Below are 16,793 nucleotides of genomic sequence, written 5' to 3'. Positions count from 1 at the left end.
TGAGCGAGCTGCGGGCCGGCACTTCCGCTCCGGCACTTCCGCTCCGGCACTTCCGCCAAGGACCGTGCCTCTTCGCCCCCACCGGCGGGACGTACGGGGTGGCCACCGGAAACGTCCGCCAGGTCCTCGGCACGTTCCCCGCGGCGGGGGAGGCCGTCACCCGGGCCGTCCGCCACCTGCTTCCCGGCCCGGGCGGTGTCCGGCCGGTCCGATGACCCCGATGACCGGTCCCCGCCGCCGAGCTGCCCCCCGAGGTTTCCCGCCGCACCGCCCGGCTCAGCGGTCCCGCATCGCCTCGATGCCCGCGATCAGCAGGTCGAGGGCGAAGGTGAAGTCCCGTTCGCGCATCTCCTCGACCGTGTCACCGCCCCGCGCGTCCATCAGGTCCTGCGAGACGTCCACGACGGGCTCGAGGCTCGGCTCGGAGCGGTACGCGGTCATCGTCTGCCGGAAGTACTCGTCCTGGCTGATCCCGGCGGCGGCGGAGCGCCGGCGGAGGTCGCCCTCGACGGTGCTGAAACCGTGGACGAACTGGAAGACCGCGGCCAGCGCGCCGGACCGCTGGTGCGGCGGGAGGCCGGTCGCCCGGATGACGTCCCGCACGGCACGGGTGAAGAGCAGGGAGTGCGGACCGATGTTGAGGAAGTTCCCGGCGAGCAACGGGGCCCACCCGTGGCGTACCAGCAACGACCGGTACGCGGAGGCGAGTTCGCGCAGCCGGTCGGGCCACGGGGCGTCCTCGCGGGGAGCGGAGATCTCTCCGTGGATCGCGTCGAGCGCCAGTTCCAGCAGGTCGTCCTTGGTGTCCACGTACCAGTAGAGGGACATCGCGGTGACGTCCAGTTCGGCGGCGAGGCGGCGCATGGAGAACTTCGCGAGTCCCTCCGCGTCCAGCAGCCGGACCGCCGCGGCGGTGATCCGGTCCCGGTCGAGACCGGCGGGCGAACCGTCCGACCGGCGGGCGCGCGAGGCGGGTCGCCGGACCAGCCAGACGCTGGTCCGCACGGCCGGCGGCGCCGTCGCGGCCTTCGGCGCGGGCTCCGGCGCGGGGTCGGCCGCGGACTCCATGACGCACTCTCCTCGTGTACCCGGGGGACGGACCGGGCGGGGCACCGTCACGGATGCCCCGGATGCCCGTTCCGATGCTATGCCGCCGGATCGGTGGGCTCCCCCGGCGTGTTCGCACCTCGTGCCGCGCCGTGCCCCGCCCTCAGCGGCCCCGCCCGGTGCAGCGGAACGCCACGAGCACGCCGCCGGCCGGTCGGCCGCGTCGCGGCCCGTCGGCGAAGGCGTCCGTGACCGCGGCGCTGCCGCCTTACGGTGCAAGGCGCTCCGCTCCCACGCTTCCGCACGGCCGAACCGGGGCGGCGCCGGCCGCGGCCGCCACCGGGGACGGGCCGGGGCACCTCCACGGCGTACGAGGAAACCTCCCGCGCTCACCCGTACGGGCGAACGGGCCGCGGCCCCGGCGGCCGGTCACACGCCCTCGCGCCTCCCGGTCACACGCCTCCCGGTCGGCGCGGGAGTCCCGCTTCCGTCGGCCGGACGGAGAAGGTGGGACCCATGACGACGGACTTGCGCGCATTCCTGGACCCCTACGTCGCACGGGGCGCTGTCCCCGGCGCCGTGGCGCTCGTGGCCCGCGGCGACCGGGTGGAGGTGGCGGCGGCCGGCTCCTCGAACACCGGCGGCACCGTGCCGATGGCCCGCGACACGATCTTCCGGATCGCCTCCCTCACCAAGCCGATCGTCGCCGCCGCCACCATGACGCTGATCGACGAGGGCCGGCTCACCCCCGGCCATCCCGTCGGGACCTGGCTGCCGGAGCTGGCCGCACCCAGGGTCGTACGGACACCGGACAGTCCGGTGGACGACGTCGTCCCGGCCCGACGGCCGATCACCGTCTTCGACCTGCTCACCTTCCGCGCCGGGTACGGCTTCCCCTCCGACTTCACGCTCCCGGCCGTGGCGCCGCTCTTCGCCGAGCTGAACCAGGGATCGCCGCAGCCCCGGGCGGCGGCGGAGCCGGACACCTGGATGCGGACCCTGTCCCACATCCCCCTGCTGCGCCAGCCGGGCGAGGCGTGGCTCTACAACACCTGCTCCGACATCCTCGGCGTGCTGATCGCCCGGGTCTCGGGGCGGTCCCTGCCGGAGTTCCTCCACGAGCGGCTCTTCGAACCGCTCGGCATGAAGGACACCGGTTTCGCCGTCCCGGCGGCGGACCTCGGCCGCTTCACCTCGTACTACCGCGCGCACCCGGACGGCGGGTTCGACCTGGTCGACCCGGCGGACGGGCAGTGGAGCACCCTGCCCGCGTTCCCCTCGGGGGCGGGCGGTCTGGTGTCCACCGCGGACGACTGGCTGGCCTTCGCCCGGATGCTGCTGGCCGGCGGTGTGACCGGCGACGGACGGCGGCTGCTCACGGCCTCTTCCGTACGGCAGATGACCACCGACCACCTCACCCCCGCCCAGCGGGAGGCGAGCGGGCTCTTCACCGAGGGCCAGGGCTGGGGGTTCGGCGGCTCGGTGGACGTGGAGACCAAGGAGCCGTGGAACGTACGCGGCCGGTACGGCTGGGTCGGCGGCACCGGCACCGCCGGCCACCTCGTCCCGTCCACCGGGCTGACCACCCTGCTGCTGACCCAGGTCGAGCTGGGCGGCCCCACACCGCCGCAGCTGATGCGGGACTTCTGGACGTACGCCGCCGGTGCGACGGGCTGAACCCGTGCCGGCCGCAGCGGCTTCCGGAGCGCGGTGAAGCGGGCGACCGGTTACTCCCCGGGCTTGATGAGGTAGCCCGCGCCCCGGCGGGTGTGGATCATCGGGGTGCGGCCGGCGTCGATCTTCTTGCGCAGGTAGGAGATGTACAGCTCGACGACGTTGGCCTGGCCGCCGAAGTCGTAGTTCCACACCCGGTCCAGGATCTGCGCCTTGCTCAGCACCCGGCGCGGATTGCGCATGAGGAAGCGCAGCAGCTCGAACTCGGTGGCGGTGAGGTGGATCGCGGTACCGCCCCGGCTCACCTCGTGGCTGTCCTCGTCGAGCAGAAGATCGCCGACGGCGAGCGTGGACTCGCTGCGGGCCGTGGTGGCCGCGCCCGAGCGGCGGATCAGGCCGCGCAGCCGCGCCACGACCTCCTCCAGGCTGAACGGCTTGGTGACGTAGTCGTCGCCGCCCGCCGTGAGTCCCGCGATCCGGTCCTCCACCGCGTCCCGGGCGGTCAGGAAGAGCACCGGTACGTCGGCGTGGTCACGGCGCAGCCTGCTGAGCACGGCCAGGCCGTCCATGTCCGGGAGCATCACGTCCAGGACCACCGCGTCGGGGCGGAAGTCGCGGGCGGTGCGCAGCGCGCCGGCACCGTCACCGGCGCTGCGCACGTCCCACCCCTCGTACCTCAGGGCCATCGAGAGCAGCTCGGCGAGCGGCGGCTCGTCGTCCACGACGAGCACGCGGACGGGATTGCGGTCGGCCCTGAGCACTGCGGTACGCCCCTGGGGCGAGGTCGTCGTCATGCTCCCACCCTGTGAGACCGCTCTGAGAGGGAGCTTGCCCGATTCTGTGAAAACCCTGAGAAACGAGTCAGGAGCTGGTCATGAAGGGGTGGGAGCCGGTCAAGCCGGGGCAACGCCCGTCGTCCGGGGACCGCCCCGCGTGACAGGGCCCCTCGGAACGCCCCCGCGGCGCGAGAAGACGGTCCAGCTCAGAACAGCCCGTCCTGCACCCCGCCGCGCCCCAGGACGTCGACGGGGACGCTCACCGCCGGACCCCGGTCCCCGGCACCGTCGGCACCGTCACCCCCGTGCGTCCCGCCCCGCCCCCCGCCGCCGGCCCGTACGAGTTCCCAGCCGGTCATCAGCCGGGTGTCGAGCACCACCACCGCACCGCTGTCCCCCGTGACCAGGTGCAGGTCCGGCCCCGCGGCGGCCACCAGCCGCCCGGTGACCACCCCGCCCGCGACCAGCTCCCGTACCGCCGCGACCGCGCCACCGGCCTCCAGGTTCCCCAGCCCGAACGGCCCGGCGTGGTCCACCGCCCCGTACGGCAGCCGCTCCAACGACTCCGGCCAGCCGCGCCCTTCGAGCGCCGCCGCCCGTCCGTACAGATCCGCCAGCTCCGCACCGCGCTCCCCGGCCTCCGGCAGCACCCCGCGCACCGCCCGCTTGCGCGCGTACGGAATCCGGTCCGGGACCCCCAGCGCGGCGCGCAACACCTCCTCGGTCCGCCGTGCCGCCATGAGCGGGCCCCGCCCCAGCCAGCTGAAGACCACGGCGCCCTGCTCCCGCAGCCGTGCGGCGCCGCGCTCCTCGGCGGTGATCCCGACCTTGACCATCCCCGGCCCGAACCAGGCGAGGTAGACCCGGTAGGTCCGCGGATCGTCCGCGACCGTGTCCGCCGCCACCGAGTGCGCCCGGTCCAGCCGCGCGCACTCCGGGCACCTGGCGCCGGTACCGCGCCCCGGCACGGTCGCCCCCAGGGGGCAGTCGTTCTCCCGCGCACCGATACAGGTCCGCCCGCCGACGGCCCGGAAGCCGAGCCCGCTCCCGTACGCGAGGACACTCGCCCGCCGGTCCGGTCCGCTCCGCCACCCCAGCTCCGGAGCGTCCCCGGGCCACCGCAGCCCGGTGCACCGCCACGTCACGTCGCACACCCCCGAGGCCGTCATCATCCTGATCCCGCGAGGGATCAACCCTACGGCGCCTCACGGGACGGGTCGCCTTCGCTCGGTTCCGGTCGTTTCCGCGCAGTTCCGGTCCCCATCGGCCGTACGAAAAGCCCTACAATCCCGGGCCATGGCACTGACCATGGACGACGTGGACCGCTTCGAGGCTTCCCGACCGCGCCTGGAGGCCATCGCCTACCGCCTCCTCGGCTCGTCGGGCGACGCCGAGGACGCCGTGCAGGACACCTTCCTGCGCTGGCAGGCCGCCGACATCGGCCGCATCGAGGTCCCCGAGGCCTGGCTGACGAAGGTCCTCACCCACCTGTGCCTCAACCAGCTGACCTCCGCCCGCGCCCGGCGCGAGACGTACGTCGGCCAGTGGCTGCCCGAACCGCTGCTCGCCGGAGACCCGATGCTCGGCCCCGCCGACACCGCCGAGCAGCGCGAGTCCGTCTCGTACGCCGTCCTCGCCCTCATGGAACGCCTCTCCCCCAACGAGCGCGCGGTCTACGTGCTGCGCGAGGCGTTCGACTACCCGCACCGGAGGATCGCGGAGATCCTCGACCTCACCGAGGCCGCCTGCCAGCAGATCCTCCACCGCGCCAAGAAGCACCTCGCCGAGGGCACGTCCCGCACCGAGGTGGACGAGGCCGCCGCCCGCCGGATCGTCCACGAGTTCCTCGCCGCCGCCACCAGCGGCCGGACCGAACCCCTCGTACGGCTCCTCACCGGCGACGCGGTCGCCGTCGGCGACGGGGGCGGGAAGGTCCCGGCGCGCGCCAAGGCGTTCGAGGGAGCCCTCGCGGTCGCGACGTTCATGCGGGGCCTCTTCAAGCCCGGCCGTGCCAAACGCGACCTCGTCGGCGGCTCCCCCGGGATCTGGGCCTCGACCGCCAACAACGCCCCCGCCCTGGTGGTGGTCCTCGACGACCGGGTCATCGGCATCGTCTGCATGGAGATCACCGCCGACGGGATCGCCGCGTTCCGCAGCCAGGTCAACCCCGACAAACTCGTCCGCGCGACCCGGCAGTGGGCGGCGTCCGGGGACCACGGCGAGCCCCTGGTCCGCCCCTTCTGAGCGCCCCCGCGCCCGGTGTGAGCCGCTTCACACCGCACCCCTGTCAGGAATCGTCGGGCTGTCCGGTTCAAGAGGCGAACCGCGCAGGACAGGACGCCAGACAGGAGCAGGGAAATGAAGGACCACACCGTCCGCAAGCACCGCATCATCGTCCTCGGAGCCGGCTACACCGGGGCCATCGCCGCAGGCCGCCTCGCCAGGCGGCTGCGCCGCGAGGATGTCGCCCTCACCCTCGTCGACGCCGAGGCGGACTTCGTCGAGCGGGTCCGGATGCACCAGCTGGCGGTGGGCCAGGAGCTCCGGCCCCGGCCCTTCGCCGAGATGTTCGCCGGCACCGGCGTCGCACTCAGGCTCGCCAGGGTCACCGCCGTCGACGTCGACCGCAGGACCGTCACCGTCGCGCCGGCCGAGGACGGCCCGGCGGAGGAACTCGGCTACGACACCCTCGTGTACGCCCTCGGCAGCGGCTGGAACACCCACGGTGTCCCCGGCACCGCCGAGCACGCCCACGACATCGCCGGCCGCCCCGGCGCCCTGCGGCTCCGCGAGCGCCTGGCCGGGCTCGGCGCCGGAGCGCCCGTGGTCGTCGTCGGCGGCGGCCTCACCGGAGTGGAGGCCGCGACCGAGATCGCCGAGGCCCGCCCCGACCTCGGCGTCGCCCTCGTCGCACGCGGTGAACTCGGCGATTGGCTCTCCCCCAAGGGCCGCCGCCACCTGCGGAAGGTGACCGACGAGCTCGGCATCACCGTCCACGAGCACACCGCCGTCAGCGACGTGGCGGCCGGCCACGTCACCACGGCGGACGGCACCTCGCTCCCGGCCGCCGTCACCGTGTGGACCGCCGGCTTCGCGGTCCACCCGATCGCCCGGGCCACCACCCTGGAGACGAGCGACACCGGTCAGATCGTCGTAGACGCCACCCTGCGCTCCCTCTCGCACCCGGACGTCTACGCCATCGGCGACGCCGCCCTCGCCATGGGCCCGGGCGACAAGCCCCTGCGGATGTCCTGCGCCTCGGGCGTCCCCACCGCCTGGCAGGCCGCTGACACCATCGCGGCCCGGCTGACCGGCGGCAAGGTCCCGGAGGCGTCGGTCCGCTACGTCAACCAGTGCATCTCGCTCGGCCGCAGCGAGGGTCTGATCCAGTACGTCACCGCCGACGACCGCGCCGTCGACGCGGCCCTCACCGGCCGCCTCGCCGCCCTCTACAAGGAGTTGGTCTGCAAGGGCGCGGCCTGGGGCGTCGCCCACCCCATCCTCGGCCTCCCGTCACGCCGCCGGCCGGTCGTGCGGGGGACGACGGGGGCGGCTGCCCCGGCGGCCACCCCGGCGCCCGGGCCGGCGTCCTGACCGACCCGGCGACCGTCACGGGCCGTGGACGGAGGAGAGGTCCGCCCGCGGCCCGAACGGTTCTTGCGGCACTGCCAGTTGCCGCTGTCAGCCTCCGGCGGTCCTCGTAACCTGCGCGCCCCGGTCGTGGACACCCGGGACAGCTTCACCGTCGGCGCGGTCGTCCGGCTCGCGGAGAACGACCCCGCCCGCCCCATGGCGCTCCTCTCCCTCCGGGCAGCCGGGACCGACACCCTCCAGCTCCGCTACGACCCGGCACCCCGCGCCTGGCAACTGGTCCTCCCCGCGAGCGCGCCGGCCGGCGAGGACAGGGTCATCGCCTCGTACCGAGCGGGGGCCGACACGGCCACCCGGCGTGGTCGTCCTCGACGACCACGCCGACACGGCCACCCTCTACGCCGACGGCGACGCCGCCGGATCCCCGGCACACCTGACCGACGGCCTGCCCGGCGAGGGCCCGTTGCAGGTGGGCCAGGAGCGGACCGCCGACGCTGGGGCGACTACCCGCACGGGGACGTCGACGAGGTCGAGGTCTACGCCGGCGCCCTGCCCGGCGACCGGATCCCCCTGCTCGGCCACGGCACCGGCGCCGCCTGAGGGACCCGCACCGCTCGGGTACCGGCACCGGTACCGTCCGAACGCCGCTCCCCCGCGCGATCTTCCGCGGGGGAGCGGCGTGAGCGACCTCCGCCGTACGGGAGCGGAGAACGCGAAAGGCCCTCAGGATTTCTCCTGAGGGCCTCTGGCCTGCTGTGCACTCGGCAGGATTCGAACCTGCAACCTTCTGATCCGTAGTCAGATGCTCTATCCGTTAAGCTACGAGTGCTTGGCGTTCCGGGCTTTTTTCTTCCCGGTCGGCGTTGCGAGAACAACATTACATGACCTCGGCCGTGACGCGAAATCCATTGCCCGCACCTGCCCTGACCTGCGCAAACGCCTCCAGAGGGTGAATCTGCACCGTGTCGGGGGCGGGTCCCGTTCCTGGGCCATCGCCCCTTCCGGCCGGAGAACCGCAGGACCCGCGGAACCCTGGAAGCCGCAGAACCGCAGAAGGCACCGATCGTGCGGCACCCCGGGCGGTCCTACCCACCAACGGCCTCGCGCGAAAGCGCGGGGCGACCGGCCGCCCCGCGCTTTCGCCCCGGCGCCCGCTGCCCCCTCCCGCCGTCGCCGGGAACGGCCGACGAGCGAAGCCGCCCCGGGAACGACCGAAGCCCCGTGCCGGGGCACGGGGCTTCGAGTGGAGCGGAGGCGGAGGGATTTGAACCCTCGATGGGTTTTAAAACCCAAACCGCATTAGCAGTGCGGCGCCATAGACCGGACTAGGCGACGCCTCCAGCACACCTCGCGCAAGCGCGAGTGGTGCGTGCAGATGATGACACAGCCGGAGGCCGTGTCACCAATCGCGGCCCACGGTACTAGGCAGGTGGGCACGAGGGCAAAGCACATACCGCGCCGGTTCGCGGGAGGCCGATCGGTTGACGCCCCGCAGCCGGTGCGCGCCTGTCCACACCGGCGTGCGCCCCGGTGTGCTCCGTGCGGCCCTTCCGGATCGCGCAACGTCGGGGCGGGAGGGACGTTAGGGACATCAGAAAGGGCCGACGTGATCCAGGGAGTCGAGATGGGTCAGCCGCTGCCCGCCGCCGATCCGTGCCCGCCCCAGGACCAGGAGTGCCGCAATGCTGCGCCGTCTCGCCCTCACCGCCGTCGTCTCGCTCGCCGTGCTGTCCACCGCCGCCCCCCTCGCCACGGCCGTGGGACCGCTGCCCGTACCCCTGGAGGGAAGCGGACCGCTCCCCGTATCCGAGCAGTCCGGGCCCGCCCCCCTGTCGGGGCCGGTCGTCTCGTCCGGGCTCGCCGGATCGCCGTACGGCGGCCTGCTCCGCCCCGCGCGCAAGGGCGGACCGGCGGAGGCCCGTGGCCCGCGCGACACGGACGTACCCGCTCTCCCCGGGCGTACCGGCACGCCGGAGGACACCGGGCGGCCCGCCACGCGCCCCGCCGCCCGGCCCACCACCCTTCCCGCGCCGACGGGCGGGACGGTTGACGGCGCGGCGGACGCCCCGACACGGCTGACGGTGACCGTCCAGGACACGGGGAACGCCCCCGCCGTCACCGCTTCCGGGAAGCCCGCGGCCGGTCAGCCCCTCGCGGACGGTTCGTACGAAGTGACGTGCACGCCTGACTCCGGGACCCGTTCGGGCACCCGGGCCGGAGGCGACCACCCGCAGGCACAGGCCGCCTGCGACCGGCTGGCGGAGGCGGAGAGGGCGGGCGAGGACCTGTTCCGGCCGGTCGACGAGGACGCGATGTGCACGCAGATGTACGGCGGACCGGCCGGCGCCCGGATCACCGGGACGTGGCGCGGCCGGCCGGTCGACGCGTCCGTGAACCGGAAGAACGGCTGCGAGATCGCCCGCTGGAACGCCCTGCGCCCGCTGCTCCCGGCCACGGGGGAGTGACCCGGACCGGGAGGTGAGGGCGAGTCCGTAGAGCTCGTGGCGCCCCGGGCAGTAGGCCGAATGGGGCTTTGTCCGAAGCCTTTCCCGGGGCGGCCGCGTACGGCTGCGAGGACCCCTCCCCAGCCGTACGTACAGGGCGCGTTGGGGTGTACGGAGGGCGCCGGTGCGCACCGGTTGCACAGAAGCTCGATGAGAGCTCCCCCTCATCCACCGCCCCCGCCCGCCCCGGTGCCCGTAGACTCCTCCCGTGACAGCCTGTGGCCCGAGGGGCAAGATGGGGGCCCGGGCCGGCAAGGTGCGGTAAACAGGGAGGAAGCGTCGTCGTGAGCAGCAGGCCATCCCGAGGCACTGCTCGCCTCGCAGCCATACTCGACGCCCTTCCTGACGGGCTGCTGCTCGTCAATGCCAACGGCACGGTCGTCAACGCCAACGCCATCGCGCTCGAGATGTTCGAGGCACCCGGCACGGGGCTGGTGGGCCGGGGACTCCTCGACCTGCTCTCCGAGTTCGACTCGCGGTTGATCCCCGGGTCGATGCGGCGGCCGGACTCGGCCGACTCCCGGGGGAGGACCAAGCCGACGCGGATGATCGCGCGGCGGACCGACGGACACGAGTTCCCCGTCGAGGTCACCAGCGCGAGCATCGACAGCGGCCAGGCCGCCTACAACGACTTCCCCGCCCCGTCCTTCACCGGCGACGAGCTGCTGATGATCGTCGTCCGGGACCTCTCCGGCACCGTCGACACCGAGGCCGAACTGGCCCGTTCGCAGCGGCAGGTCGAGATGATCCTGCGGGCCGCCTCCGAGGGTGTCGTCGGTACGGACACGGACGGCCGGGTCGTCCTGGTCAACCCGGCCGCCGCGCAGATCCTGGGGTTCCGCGCCAGCGACCTGGGCGGCAAGGAGCTGCACCCGCTGATCCTGCACTCGCGTGCGGAGGGCGACCCGTTCCCGTACGACGAGTCGCCGCTCGCCGACACCCTGCGCTCCGGGCGCAAGCACCGGGTGCGCGGCCAGGTGCTCTGGTCCAAGAGCGGCGCCCGGGTCCCGGTGGACCTGACGACCGCTCCGGTCCGGGACGGCGACCAACTGGTCGGCGCGGTGATGACCTTCACCGACCGCAGGCCGTACGAGGAGCTGACCGAGCAGCACACGGCCGAGGTCGCCGGGCTGACCGAGCAGCACGCCGCCGAGATCGCCGAGCTGACGAAGAAGCACGCGGCCGAGGTCGCGGAGCTGATCGAGAGCCACACCGCCGAGGTCACCGGCCTCACCGAGAGCCATGCCACCGAGGTCACCGGCCTCACCGAGGGCCACGCCTCCGAGATGGCCGACCGCACCGAGCGGTACGCCTCCGAGCTGGAGGAGCGGGCCGAGCACATCGCCCTGGTGGAGGCGCAGCACGCGCAGTTGACGGCCGTTCTCGGCGAGTCGCTGCGCGGGCCGCTGGAGGAGTTGCGGGGCGAACTCTCCACCCTCGCCTCCGACCCGGCGGGCCAGCTCTGGCCCGAGGCGAACCAGATCCTGCACCACCTGTCCGCCGGTTACGCCCGGATGACGACCCTGGTCGACAACGTCCTGGGCTACCAGCGTCTGGACTTCGGTACGGATCCCCTGGACAAGGCCCCGGCGCCGATCGACGCCGTCGTGACGGCGGGCATCGACGGCGCGGTCGAGCTGATCGGGCCGGGGCGCGCGCAGTTCGCGGTGCACGCCCCGCCGATCGAGGCCGAGGTCGACGCACGCCGGCTGGCGACCGCCCTGGCCCACCTGGTCGCGGACGTGGCCGGCATCGACTCCACCGGCAAGGCCCGGATCGCCCCCGGCGGCGGCTATCTCGACTCGACCGTCGTGGTGGCGGCGGCGCAGCGCGGGGACGTCGTACGGATCGAGGTGCGCGGCCCGTTCGCCGGCGGCGACCCGGTGCACGCGCCGATCGTGAGCGGGATCGTCCGGGCGCACGGCGGAGTGCTCCAGACCCATGAGATGCCCGGCATGGCGGGGAGCGCGTACGTCCTCGAAGTGCCGCTGGGCACGGGGTCCGGCACCGTCCCGCACCAGCCCGAGCAGGCTCCTTCGCTGCCGGCCGCCGTGCCGGAGCAGCAGGACGTCGCAGCCTTCGAGGCGGTCGGCGCTCCCGCCGTCGTCAGTGGGGGCCGCCGCAGGGCGCGCAGGTCCTCGACGGACGCGTTCCTCGAGAGCGCGCTGGACCCGGAGGAGCCCGGGAGCCTCACGGGCGCCGAGGCGGAGGGCGCCCCGCCGGTGGCGGGTTCCGACGGCGCGGGGCTCCCGGCCGACGGCGTGCCGGTCGGCGGTGACACGTCCGGCGGCGCCGGTGCGACCGGGCGTCGCCGGGCGCGGCGGGGCCCGGCAGCGGTGGAGGAGCAGACCCCGGAGGCGCTGCTGCCACGGCCGAGCGAGGGTTCGGGCCGCAGACGCGGCCGTCCCAGCCCGGCGGAGCCGGCCCCGGTGCCGGCGCAGGGCGGTCCTCCCGCGGAGTCCGCGCCCGTGCCCGAACCGGCTCCGGCCCAGCAGGTGGGGCCCGCGCAGGCGGGTGGGCGCGGCGCCGGGCAGGCGCTCGCGCTTCCGGCGGCCGGCAACGCCCCCTCGGAGGGCTCGGTCGTGACGGCGGCCGAGGGCGCCCAGGGTGCGGGACGCCCGCAGCGCGGGCAGACCGTGCCGCCGCAGGGTGTTCCGCCGCACGGGGTTCCGGCGGGCACGCAGGCTCAGGTCGCTCCGCCGCAGGGTTCACCGGTGCAGGGCTCACCGGTGCGGGGCCCGCAGGCTCCCGTGTCCCGGCCCACCGGGCAGCCGGTGCGTCCGGCGCTGCCGGTGCGGTCTCCCGCCGTCCATGACGAAGGGCTCCCGCAGCCCGAGGCGCTCGCGCCGGAACTCCAGCCCGCCGGACGCCGTGCCCGGCGTGCGCTGGCCGCCGCGCAGGAGCGGCTGGCCGCCGAGAACGCGGGTCCGCGCACCCCGTTCGCGCTGCCCCCCGCCGACGCGGACCGGCCCGCGCCCGTACCGATGCCCGAGCGGCACGACGCCACCGTCGGGCCGGACGAGGACCACACGCCGCCGCAGCCGCACCCGGTCTCCTCCCCGTCCGGCCGCCGCCGGGCCCACCCCGAAGAGTCGGCGGGTTCACCGGAGAGCTGGTCACGGGTCGACTCGACCGGGTGGACCGGTGAGAACGCCCCCAACGCCCCCGCCGCCCCCGCGGACCACCGGCGCCCAGGCGACGACGCCGTCCCGGAGGGGGACGCGGCACCGCAGCCGGCCCTCGCGTACGCCGCACGCGCCCGGAGCGGTTCCGAGAGCCCCGCCGCCCCGACGGCAGCGTCCGCCGTCGTACCGCCCGCCGCGGCCGTCGCACCGCCGTCGCCGCCCGCCGCCTCCGGGCCGGTGCCCGGTGACGCCGGGCCCACGACGCACGCGACGGGCAGCACCCTCGTACCGCCCGTCGCCGTGCCGGCGGCCCGCAGGCAGCCGCTGCCCGCCGAAATGCCGGCGCCCGGGGGTTCGGACACCCAGGGCCGGGCGTTCAGCGTGCGGACGCTCGGTCAGGGCGTGCCGCTCGTGCAGCACCTGGGGCACCAGCAGAACCAGACGCTCGGCGGGGCCGGCCGGCGGCGCAAGCTGGCGGCGCCCCCCGAGAGCGACGCCCCGGCCACCACGGCCCCCGCGCAGGGTCCGGCGCCGCAGCCCGCACGGCCCGCCGCCGGTGCGCAGCCCCCGCGGCCGGTCACCCCGGCCGCGCCCCCCGGACCGTTGCTGGCGCCGGTCGCCGAGGGCCGTTCGTACGCCATAGGAGCACCCGACGCGGGTGCGGAGGGACCGGAGCCGCTGGACGGTCCGGGCGGCGCGGTCGAGGTCGCCAACCGTCCCCAGCCCCGGCCGGTCGACGACGAACTGCCCCCGGAGCCGCTGGACAACCCCCGGCGGCTGCTGGTCTGGCCCGCCCCCGACGTGTCGACCCAGCAGGCGCTCAGCGACCGCGGCTACCGGCCGGTGATCGTGCACTCGCGCGAGGAGGTGGACGCGCAGATCGCCGCGTTCCCCGCCGCGCTCTTCGTGGATCCGCTGACCGGCCCCATCACCCGTACGGCCCTCCAGTCGCTGCGTCAGGCGGCGGTGGCCGCCGAGGTTCCGGTGCTGGTCACGGCGGGTCTGGGGCAGGCGAGCCGGGACACCGCGTACGGCGCCGACCCGGCCGTCCTCCTCAAGGCGCTCGCTCCGCGCGACAGCGAGCAGCACCCGCCGCGCGTACTGGTCATCGAGGAGCGCGAGGAGATCGCGACGGCCCTGGCGCAGACGCTGGAGCGGCGCGGGATGCAGGCCGTACGGGCGGCGACCGACAGTGAGGCGGTCGACCTGGCCACGTCGATGCGGCCCAACCTGGTGGTGATGGACCTGATGCAGGTACGCCGTCGGCGGGCCGGGATCATCGACTGGCTGCGGGCCAACGGGCGTCTGAACCGCACCCCGCTGGTCGTCTACACCTCGGCCGGACTCGACGGACCCGATCTGTCGCTGCTCGCCTCGGGCGAGACGGCGCTCTTCCTGGCCGAGCGCTCCACCAGCGACGAGGTGCAGTCCCGGATCGTCGACCTGCTGGCGAAGATAGGGACCAACTGACCTCGCGGTGAACGGTGAAGGGTGAGGGGCGGTACGGAGACTCCGTACCGCCCCTCACCCGTCGCCCTGCCGTTCGCCCGTCGCGCTGCCCGTCGCCCTGCCCTTCGACCTGTTCTTCGCCGCGTGGGCCGGTGCTCCGGGCCGGGCCGGTCAGACGAGGGCGACGTCGAGTTCGCCGTCCGCGTGCTGCCTGCGGATCACCTTCTTGTCGAACTTGCCGACGCTCGTCTTCGGCACCGCCGCGATGAGCGTCCAGCGCTCCGGAAGCTGCCACTTGGCGACGCCGGAGTCGGCGAGGAAGGCCTTGAGGACGTCGAAGCCCACGCTGGCACCCTCCTTGAGGACGACCGTGGCCAGCGGGCGCTCGCCCCACTTGTCGTCGGGGACGGCGACCACGGCGGCCTCGGCGACGTCCGGGTGGGCCATGATCGCGTTCTCCAGCTCCACGCTGGAAATCCACTCGCCGCCGGACTTGATGACGTCCTTGGCCCGGTCGGTGAGGGTGAGGAAGCCGTCCGGGCTGATCACGCCGACGTCGCCCGTCTTCAGCCAGCCGTCCGCACTGAACTTGTCCTCGGGGCGCAGGTGTGCGCCGTCCGCCCCGCCGTAGTAGGCACCGGCGATCCAGGGTCCCCGGACCTCCAGCTCACCGGCCGACTCGCCGTCCCAGGCGAGGTGTTCGCCGTCCGGCCCGACCAGCCGGCCTTCCACGCCGGCCGGGAAGCGGCCCTGGGTGACGCGGTAGGGCCACTCCTCCTCGGCGCTCAGCCCGGCGGGCGGGTTGGCCATGGTGCCGAGGGGTGAGGTCTCCGTCATGCCCCAGGCGTGGCAGAGGCGGACACCCAGCTGGTCGTACGCCTCCATCAGCGAGGGCGGGCAGGCGGCGCCGCCGATGGTGACGCGGGCCATCGAGGTGAGGTCCCGCGGCTTCGCGGTGACCTCGGCGAGCAGGCCCTGCCAGATGGTGGGGACCGCCGCCGCGTGGGTCGGGCGTTCCCGCTCGATCATGTCGGCGAGCGGGGCGGGCTGGAGGAAGCGGTCGGGCATCAGCATGTTGACGCCGGACATGAAGGTCGCGTGCGGCAGCCCCCACGCGTTCACGTGGAACTGCGGGACGACCACCAGGGTGGTGTCGGAGTCGGTCAGTCCCATCGATTCGGTCATGTTGACCTGCATCGAGTGCAGGTAGATCGAACGGTGGGAGTAGACGACCCCCTTGGGGTCCCCGGTGGTGCCGGAGGTGTAACACATGGCGGCGGCCTGGCGCTCGTCGATCTCGGGCCAGTCGAAGGTGTCCGGGCGGCCGGCGAGCAGTTCCTCGTAGTCGTGCACCCGCGGTACGGCCCCGTCCAGCAGGGTGAGGTCGCCCGTGCCGGCGACGACCACGTGCTCCAGGGACGGCAGGTGGGGCAGGAGCGGCGCGAGGAGCGGCAGCAGCGAGCCGTCGACGATCACCACCTTGTCGTCGGCGTGGTTGACGACCCAGATGAGCTGCTCGGCGGGGAGCCGCAGGTTGAGCGTGTGCAGTACGGCCCCCATGGAGGGGATCGCGAGGTACGCCTCGACGTGGGCCGCGTTGTTCCACATGAGGGTGGCGACCCTCTGGTCGGCGTCGACGCCCAGCTCGTCCCGGAGGGCGTTGGCGAGCCGGATCGCCCGGACCCCGATGTCGGCGAAGCTTCGCCGGTGCGGTTCGGGATCTCCGGTCCAGGTCGTGACCTGCGACTTCCCGTGGATCGTCATCCCGTGGATCAGGATGCGGGTGACAGTCAGCGGTACGTCCTGCATGGTGCTCAGCACGGCATCCTCCCGGTGGGCGCTACGCGGCAGTAGGGGTCCGCTGATTCTGCGCACATACCGCGCGGTATGTCACTACTCCCGGCCCTACCGATCCGAACGCGTGCCGGCGGACTCGTGCTCGCGGGCCCGGTCCGTCCGGGGGACGAGGGAGATCTCCGGGTCCTCGCGGAGCTTGCGGAGCGCACGGGAGACGGCGCTCTTCACCGTGCCGACGGAGACCCCGAGCACCTCGGCGGTCTGCACCTCGCTGAGGTCCTCGTAGTACCGCAGGACGACCATCGCGCGCTGCCGGTCGGGCAGCTTCCGCACGGCCCGCCACATCGCGTCGTGCAGAGACTGGCGTTCGGCGGGGTCGGGGACCGGCGCGGTCCGCGGCTCGGGGAGCTCGTCGCAGGCGTACTCGTCGACCTTCCGCTTGCGCCACTGCGAGGTACGGGTGTTCACCAGGGCGCGGCGGACGTAACCGTCCAGCGCCCCGTGGTCCTCGATCCGCTCCCAGGCCACGTACGTCTTGGCCAGCGCGGTCTGGAGCAGGTCCTCGGCATCGCTGGGGTTGGCGGTGAGCGAACGGGCGGTGCGCAGCAGGCCGGGACCGCGCGCCCGGACGTAGCAGGAGAACGACGGGTAGGGCGGAGTGTGTCCGGCGGCGGCAGCGGAGTGCCGGGAGGCCCCCGTGCAGACTGGCGTGGTCATTGCTCCAACCTAGGAGTGATGGCCGGGTGACGGATCGGCCCCAGGTCCCGACAGCGCGTCCGCCTCAGGTTGTAGGCGCGGGGCGGGATCCACCTTCTGGGGGTGGAGGGGGC

General features: G+C 74.2%; 10 protein-coding genes, 2 tRNA genes and 1 pseudogene. 6 read left to right on the top strand and 7 right to left on the bottom strand.

Features of this window, described 5'->3' with window-relative positions; translation table 11 throughout:
* Positions 1-276 precede the first annotated feature (276 nt).
* Positions 277-1,068: a TetR family transcriptional regulator gene (locus PZB77_RS16260; RefSeq protein ID WP_275493323.1), complete on the bottom strand. Its 792-nt coding sequence runs from the start codon at positions 1,066-1,068 to the stop codon at positions 277-279.
* A 495-nt stretch (positions 1,069-1,563) separates the two neighbouring features.
* On the opposite strand from PZB77_RS16260, the gene PZB77_RS16255 reads away from it, so the two are divergent.
* Positions 1,564-2,724, top strand: coding sequence for a serine hydrolase domain-containing protein (locus tag PZB77_RS16255; RefSeq protein ID WP_275493322.1), 1,161 nt, complete (start codon positions 1,564-1,566; stop codon positions 2,722-2,724).
* Positions 2,725-2,774: 50 nt separating this feature from the next.
* On the opposite strand, the gene PZB77_RS16250 is transcribed toward PZB77_RS16255, so the two are convergent.
* On the bottom strand, positions 2,775-3,515 hold the full coding sequence (locus PZB77_RS16250) for a response regulator transcription factor (RefSeq protein ID WP_275493321.1): 741 nt from the start codon (positions 3,513-3,515) through the stop codon (positions 2,775-2,777).
* Between the two features lie 188 nt (positions 3,516-3,703).
* Positions 3,704-4,666: a DUF2797 domain-containing protein gene (locus PZB77_RS16245; protein WP_275496084.1), complete on the bottom strand. Its 963-nt coding sequence runs from the start codon at positions 4,664-4,666 to the stop codon at positions 3,704-3,706.
* A gap of 127 nt (positions 4,667-4,793) precedes the next feature.
* Between PZB77_RS16245 and sigJ the strand changes: the two genes are divergently transcribed.
* The 3 genes from sigJ (at position 4,794) to PZB77_RS16230 (ending at position 7,688) form a co-directional block, all read left to right on the top strand.
* Positions 4,794-5,741 carry an RNA polymerase sigma factor SigJ gene (gene sigJ / locus PZB77_RS16240; protein WP_275493320.1) on the top strand — a complete coding sequence of 316 codons (948 nt, stop codon included), beginning with the start codon at positions 4,794-4,796 and terminating at the stop codon, positions 5,739-5,741.
* 114 nt (positions 5,742-5,855) lie between these two features.
* Entirely contained in the window at positions 5,856-7,091 is a 1,236-nt protein-coding gene (locus PZB77_RS16235; protein WP_275493319.1) for an FAD-dependent oxidoreductase, read from the top strand.
* A 126-nt stretch (positions 7,092-7,217) separates the two neighbouring features.
* The gene (locus PZB77_RS16230) at positions 7,218-7,688 is read left to right on the top strand and encodes a hypothetical protein (RefSeq protein ID WP_275493318.1); all 471 of its coding nucleotides are present in this window, start codon (positions 7,218-7,220) and stop codon (positions 7,686-7,688) included.
* 156 nt (positions 7,689-7,844) lie between these two features.
* Here PZB77_RS16230 and PZB77_RS16225 read toward each other — a convergent pair.
* Positions 7,845-7,917, bottom strand: a tRNA-Arg gene (locus PZB77_RS16225).
* Between the two features lie 420 nt (positions 7,918-8,337).
* Positions 8,338-8,428, bottom strand: a tRNA-Ser gene (locus tag PZB77_RS16220).
* 717 nt (positions 8,429-9,145) lie between these two features.
* Between PZB77_RS16220 and PZB77_RS16215 the strand changes: the two are divergent.
* A pseudogene (locus PZB77_RS16215) lies at positions 9,146-9,553 on the top strand (SSI family serine proteinase inhibitor); the annotation flags it as partial.
* Between the two features lie 323 nt (positions 9,554-9,876).
* Complete coding sequence (locus tag PZB77_RS16210) at positions 9,877-14,187, top strand: PAS domain-containing protein (RefSeq protein WP_275493317.1); 4,311 nt, start codon at positions 9,877-9,879, stop codon at positions 14,185-14,187.
* 150 nt (positions 14,188-14,337) lie between these two features.
* Here the strand turns inward: PZB77_RS16210 and PZB77_RS16205 are convergent, their stop codons facing one another.
* Both PZB77_RS16205 and PZB77_RS16200 read right to left on the bottom strand, forming a co-directional pair.
* Positions 14,338-15,987 carry a long-chain fatty acid--CoA ligase gene (locus tag PZB77_RS16205; protein WP_275493316.1) on the bottom strand — a complete coding sequence of 550 codons (1,650 nt, stop codon included), beginning with the start codon at positions 15,985-15,987 and terminating at the stop codon, positions 14,338-14,340.
* Between the two features lie 84 nt (positions 15,988-16,071).
* Positions 16,072-16,680 carry a SigE family RNA polymerase sigma factor gene (locus tag PZB77_RS16200; protein ID WP_275493315.1) on the bottom strand — a complete coding sequence of 203 codons (609 nt, stop codon included), beginning with the start codon at positions 16,678-16,680 and terminating at the stop codon, positions 16,072-16,074.
* Positions 16,681-16,793: the final 113 nt, after the last annotated feature.

The organism is Streptomyces sp. AM 2-1-1, from assembly GCF_029167645.1.
GTDB lineage: Bacteria > Actinomycetota > Actinomycetes > Streptomycetales > Streptomycetaceae > Streptomyces.
Note: the sequence above shows the minus strand (reverse complement) of the source record. Positions and strands in the feature narration are given on the sequence as shown.

Excerpts from the sequence above, each read along its gene's own strand:
- PZB77_RS16255 (WP_275493322.1), top strand. The coding sequence starts at position 1,564 with ATGACGACGGACTTGCGCGCATTCCTGGACCCCTACGTCGCACGGGGC.
- PZB77_RS16200 (WP_275493315.1), bottom strand. The coding sequence starts at position 16,680 with ATGACCACGCCAGTCTGCACGGGGGCCTCCCGGCACTCCGCTGCCGCC.
- PZB77_RS16245 (WP_275496084.1), bottom strand. The coding sequence starts at position 4,666 with ATGACGGCCTCGGGGGTGTGCGACGTGACGTGGCGGTGCACCGGGCTG.
- PZB77_RS16250 (WP_275493321.1), bottom strand. The coding sequence starts at position 3,515 with ATGACGACGACCTCGCCCCAGGGGCGTACCGCAGTGCTCAGGGCCGAC.
- PZB77_RS16235 (WP_275493319.1), top strand. The coding sequence starts at position 5,856 with ATGAAGGACCACACCGTCCGCAAGCACCGCATCATCGTCCTCGGAGCC.
- PZB77_RS16260 (WP_275493323.1), bottom strand. The coding sequence starts at position 1,068 with ATGGAGTCCGCGGCCGACCCCGCGCCGGAGCCCGCGCCGAAGGCCGCG.
- sigJ (WP_275493320.1), top strand. The coding sequence starts at position 4,794 with ATGGCACTGACCATGGACGACGTGGACCGCTTCGAGGCTTCCCGACCG.